Origin of the sequence: Shimia sagamensis (assembly GCF_900182745.1) — a bacterium.
GTDB classification, from domain to species: domain Bacteria; phylum Pseudomonadota; class Alphaproteobacteria; order Rhodobacterales; family Rhodobacteraceae; genus Shimia; species Shimia sagamensis.
Window position 1 is genome coordinate 1 of the sequence record NZ_FXTY01000023.1, and the last position, 5,606, is coordinate 5,606.

Genomic DNA, 5,606 nt, shown 5'->3' on the forward strand with positions numbered 1-5,606 from the left:
ACCTGGAGGGAGTGGCGGAAATCCCGCAAAGATTTGTCGTCGGTCATGACGCGTGTGGAGCAGATCATCCGACAGCAGAAGTTTGAGGGCGCGGCCGCGGAGTTGTTGAACCCCAACATCATCGCGCGTGATCTGGGCCTTGCCGACAAGAAAGAAATAGGTGGGGAACTGAGCGTTCGAACCCTGTCTGACTTCTACGCTCCGGCTGGTGACGCAACCGACGCTTAACCCAGCGCTGCGCGAGTTTTGGACAACTCCGGCACGCAACAGGGTCTTATACGGGGGGAGGTCTTCTTCGAAGTCTTGGGATGCGGCGGGCTTCGCTGTCTTCCTGGCATCCAACTTCAAGGTGCGGTTCCTCTGCGCTCGCCAGTTTCAGAACAAGATCGCAGAGTCAGTTTACACGCTACTCAAAATTCAGATTGCTCGCTTTGGTCTGGACGATGATTTCGAGATCACGCGGGACAGCATCCGACATAAGCGGACCGGATCAGAATTCCTGTTCTACGGGCTCTGGCGCCACATCGATGAGATCAAGTCCCTTGAGGGGATAGACGTCTGCTGGATTGAGGAAGCCCATGGCCTCACCAAAGAGCAGTGGGAGATTTTGGAGCCAACGCTCCGCGGAGAAGCAAGTCAGTTCTGGATCATCTTCAACCCGAAGCTGGTTACGGACTTCGTGTACCGGACCTTTGTCACCGGAACGCCTTCAACGCGGATCAAGGGAGAGATCTACGGCGTTGTAGGAGACACGATCAAGCGCCGTATCAACTACGACGAAAACCCGTTCCTGACAAAGACCATGCTTCGCGTGATCGCCAAGAAGAAGCAAACGGACCCCGAAGGGTTCGTGAACATCTACGGCGGCGAGCCGATTGAGGATGATGACCAGGTCATTATCAAGCGCAGCTGGATCCGGGCTGCCATCGACGCTCACAAGAAGCTCGGCATCAAGCCGACAGGGCGGCGCAGGATAGGCTTTGACGTTGCCGACAGCGGGGAAGACAAGAACGCACTGGTTGAGGCCTACGGCATCCTGACTGTGGATGTTGAAGAGTGGGCGGGTGGTGAAGACGAACTGCTTAAGTCCGCGACCCGCGTTCACGCCAGAGCGCGCCAGGTAAGCGCCGAGATTGATTACGACAGCATTGGGGTAGGGGCTTTCGCTGGCGGACACTTCCAGGCTCTGAACCAATCTGAAGGAACAAGCATCGAATACCGAAAGTTCAACGCTTCAGGGGAGGTGTTGAACAAGGGCCAACGGATAGACGCCAACGATGACAATTCGCCACTGAATGAAGATTTCTACTGCAACCTGAAAGCCCAGGCCTGGTGGGAGGCGGCGACACGGTTCCGCAACACCTTCAACGCGGTGGAGCGGCAAATGTCTTTCCCTGAGGAAGAGCTCATCGCGATTTCAAGCGACTGCGACCACCTGGAAGATCTGATCGACGAACTATCGACACCGCGCAAGGACGTGGACACGCGTGGGAAGTCCAAAGTCGAGAGCAAAAAAGACCTCGCCAAGCGTGAGATCGCCTCTCCGAACAAGGCAGATGCATTCATTATGGCGAACGGGCCACGTGACGCTAGCACCTATGATCTAGGGAGCCTTCTGTAATGGGCGCCATCCTTCAAATCAAAGACGGTATTCGCAACTTGGTGGCCAACCTCGGTACTGACCGGGACAAGGCCAGCCACAGCGAATATCAGTTCGTTCAGTTGTCTCAGGTTCAGCTGCGTGCGGCTTACCGGTCTTCCTGGTTGCCGCGCAAAGTCATCAATATCCCGGCGGATGACGCAACGCGCAAGTGGCGCACATGGCAGGCCAAAGCCGAGATGGTCAACAAACTAGAGGCAACCGAAAAGCGCCTGAAGCTTAGACAGAAAGTTCGCAAAGCCATGAAGATGGCCCGGCTCGAGGGTGGGGCTGCCATTCTCATAGGCACAGGGGATCGGGACTTGTCCAAGCCGCTCAACCCGACGCGTGTGGCCAAGGATGGCCTGAAATACCTCACGGTTCTAAGTAAGTTCGATCTCACCCCGGGACAGCAGGACTTTGTGATCGCTTCGGAGACCTTTGGCCTTTCCCAAAGCTACTCTCTCACTACAGGCGAAGGTGTGACCTACGAAATCCACCCAAGTCGCTTGGCGATCTTCACCGGCGCGGAGAAAATCAGCGGAGGTTCTACTAACATCGATCCTTGGGGCGACAGCGTGCTTCAAACGGTCCTGCACGCAACCAAGCAGGCAGACAGCACGGTCGCCAACATCGCGTCTCTGGTTTTTGAGGCAAAAGTGGACACGATTGGAATTCCCGAACTGTCCAGAATGATGAGCAACCCGAAAACGGAAGCCTTGGTGCTCGAGCGCCTGTCGCTGGCGGAGAAAGCCAAAAGCATCAACGGCACTCTGGTGCATGATGCAGCCGAAACGGTTGGGCAGAAGAGCGCCAGCTTTGCGCAGTTGCCAGACATTATGGCGAAGTTCTTCACTGTGGTGAGTGGCGCCGCCGATATCCCGGTTACCCGTTTGTTTGGTCAATCCCCCGACGGGATGAATGCGACCGGCGACGGTGACTTGAACAACTACTACGATAGCATTCAAACCATTCAAGAAATGGACGTAGGTGATGCGATGTCCGTTTTGGATGAAGTGATCATTCACAGCTCCCTGGGAAGTCGTCCTGCCGACGTTTTCTATACCTGGGTGCCGCTCAAGCAGCTGAGTGAAAAGGACCGCGCTGAGGTGGGAGACAAGATCAGCAGCGCGTTCAAGAAGGTTGTTGAAATGGACTTGTTGCCGCCAGAAGCCGTGGGTGCCTCGCTCGTTGGAGCGCTTACTGAAACGGGTGTCGCACCGGGGCTGGAAGCGCAAGTGGGCGAGTACTTCGCGGAAGGCGAAGAAGACGAATAGCCGGGCTTGGAGGCCTACCCATGAAATTCACTGACACCGCCACATTGGCGGGCACCCGCAAAACTGCGGAAGGATACTTTGTGGCTGAAGCCTTCGCGGTTCGATCGGGCATCCAGCTCTACACCGGGGCCGAAGTGGGGCTCGCAGATCGTGAGATCGTACGTGTCTGGCGGCCGGAAGACGAAGTGCGTGCGCCAGATAGCTTGCGCACCTTCAGTCATGCCCCAGTCACTCTTGGCCACCCTGAGAGCGTAACGGCAGACAATTGGAAAGACCTGGCCAAAGGCGAGGTGTCCACTGAGGCCACATGGGATGGCAACAAGATCAAACTGCCCCTGATCGTCAAAGACGCGGAAGCCATCAAAGCAGTAGAGAGCGGCACTCGCGAACTCTCGGCCGGCTACACTTGCCGCCTTGAATTGGCAGACGGCGTCACACCGGACGGGGAAGCCTACGACGCCATCCAGCGCGACATCCGGATCAATCATCTCGCCATTGTGCCCAAAGGCCGGGCGGGGAGCGAATGCCGCATCGGCGATGGTGCGGACACATGGGGCGCAAGCCCTCTCACCGATGCAGAACGAAAGGAAGCACCTATGTCACTGCGCAAAATCTTGGTGGATGGCTTGCAGGTCGAGACGACCGACGCGGGCGCGCAAGCCATTGAGAAGTTGAGCGGCCAACTGGCCACCAACAGCAAGGCTCTGGACGACGCAAAGGCCGTCCATGCCGCGGAGCTAGCGGATAAAGACAAAGAGATTGCCGGCAAAGACGCGGAAATCGAGAAACTGAAAGGCGAGCAGCTGTCTGATGCGGATCTTGATACCCGTGTGGAAGTCCGGGCGGCCTTGGTTGACGCCGCTCGCAAGATCGACCCGGACGTGAAGACCGAAGGCGTTTCTGATGCCGAGATCCGGAAGGCGGTTGTCACCACCAAGCTTGGTGATGCAGCCGTCGCGGATAAGTCCGAGGCCTACATCGAAGCCCGATTTGATGCTCTGGCAGACGTCTCTGGCGTCTCTGACGATCCCCTGAACACCATCATTAAACCCTGTGACGGCGACAACGCTGATGCGTGGGGCAAAGCCGTTTTCGACTCCGCTGGCGTCGATATGAAAAAGGAGGCCTGACCCATGGCTATTCTCACCCAAGGGCGTCTGAACGCGGCCTTTCTGATTTCGGAGGCCAACGACCACCGGTCTCGTGATGAAGAAATCGTGGACGCCACTGCCGGTGCATTGGAGACCGGCACCGTTCTCGGCAAGGTCACCTCATCTGGCAAGTTCGTGCGCCATGACGCCGGAGCATCTGACGGTTCCGAAAACGAAGCCGGCATTTTGCTGATTGGTATCGGTGCAGAAGAGGCGAGCCGAACTGTCATTAAGCGTGACGCCGAGGTCCAGCAATCCGAACTCACATATGCGGCCGGTGCAAACGCCGCTCAGGAAACTGCGACGAACGCTGCGCTGGAAGCGCTCGGCATCGTCGTTCGCTAAGGAGGTTTGACCAATGGCGACAATGGACATTTTCAACAATTCCGCTTTTTCGACCACCTCCCTGACAGGCATGATCGAAAAGATGGACTTTAAGCCGTCTCTGCTCGGCAGCTTGGGTCTTTTTGAGCCGATGCCGGTTCGGACCCGCAACATCTTCGTGGATCGTCGTGACGGCAAGCTGACGCTGATCCCGACCTCGGCGGATGGCTCGGCGCCAGAGGTTTTGGAAAGCGATGACCGTGATGCGGTTTCTCTAAAGACCACGCGCCTTGCAAAGCAGTTCACGCTCTACGCGCACGAGTTGGACGGCATTCGCGGGTTTGGCTCGGAGACCGAACTTGCGGCGGTTCAAGCCGAGTATGCGCGCCGCTCCAAGCGCATCCGCGAGGATCTGGAACTTACACATGAGCACCACCGATTAGGCGCCTTGCAGGGTAAGTTACTTGATGCTGACGGCACGACCGTGATCTACGATTTCTTCTCGGAATTTGGTGAGAACGAAGAAGCCGCCATTTCCTTTGAACTGGATGTGGCTACAACTGATATCCGCGGCCTCTGCCACCAGTTGACGCGGTCAATGGCGCGTACTTCCCGCGGGGCTTTTACCAGCAGCACTTCCGTGCATGCCCTTGTAGGGGATGACTTCTACGATGCTATGATTAAACACCCGAATGTCGAAAAGGCCTACTTGAACTGGTCAGCCGCCGCGGACTTGAAGGAGAACAAGGCTTTTGGCGCGTTCCACTACGGCGGCATCACCTGGCACAACTACCGTGGTACCGATGATGGGTCGACTGTTGCCATCCCAACGGCTGAGGCGAAATTCTTCCCTGTTGGCGCACGTGATGTGTTCAAGAAGGCCATGGCGCCACTGGAAACCATGGGCTTCATCAACACGCCGGGTCGCGACGTCTACATGATGAACGTGCCCGATCGTGATCGGAACATGTGGAGTAAGGGCGAGATCTACAGCTACCCGCTCTACATCTGCCAGCAGCCGCGCGTCCTGCGCAAAGCCACCCTGACTTGATTTGATTAGGGAGGCGGCAAGGTTCGCCTCCCTCCTGCCAAGGAGAGAACCCATGGAATACACAATCGTGAATGGCGCGCACCGCGGAAAAGCCTTCAAAGTCTATGGTGGGCTTGAGATCGTGAAGCCAGGCCAAACCCGCACCCTAAAGCTGTCAGAGGAAC

Annotated in this window: 6 protein-coding genes; all 6 read left to right on the forward strand. The window is 57.0% G+C overall.

What is annotated here, in order from left to right:
• A partial coding sequence (locus QOL67_RS21810; protein WP_283428098.1) for a terminase small subunit occupies positions 1-228 on the forward strand: 228 nt, incomplete at its 5' end.
• The gene (locus tag QOL67_RS21815) at positions 209-1,621 is read left to right on the forward strand and encodes a PBSX family phage terminase large subunit (protein ID WP_283428104.1); all 1,413 of its coding nucleotides are present in this window, start codon (positions 209-211) and stop codon (positions 1,619-1,621) included. The genes QOL67_RS21810 and QOL67_RS21815, both read left to right, overlap by 20 nt.
• On the forward strand, positions 1,621-2,916 hold the full coding sequence (locus tag QOL67_RS21820; RefSeq protein WP_283428105.1) for a DUF1073 domain-containing protein: 1,296 nt from the start codon (positions 1,621-1,623) through the stop codon (positions 2,914-2,916). The genes QOL67_RS21815 and QOL67_RS21820 overlap by 1 nt, the downstream gene beginning before the upstream one ends.
• 20 nt (positions 2,917-2,936) lie before the next feature.
• Entirely contained in the window at positions 2,937-4,046 is a 1,110-nt protein-coding gene (locus QOL67_RS21825) for a DUF2213 domain-containing protein (protein ID WP_283428106.1), read from the forward strand.
• Between the two features lie 3 nt (positions 4,047-4,049).
• Entirely contained in the window at positions 4,050-4,412 is a 363-nt protein-coding gene (locus QOL67_RS21830) for a head decoration protein (protein WP_283428107.1), read from the forward strand.
• Between the two features lie 13 nt (positions 4,413-4,425).
• A complete protein-coding gene (locus QOL67_RS21835) occupies positions 4,426-5,442 on the forward strand; it encodes a major capsid protein (protein WP_283428108.1) in 1,017 nt (338 codons plus the stop codon).
• The last annotated feature ends 164 nt before the right edge of the window (positions 5,443-5,606 follow it).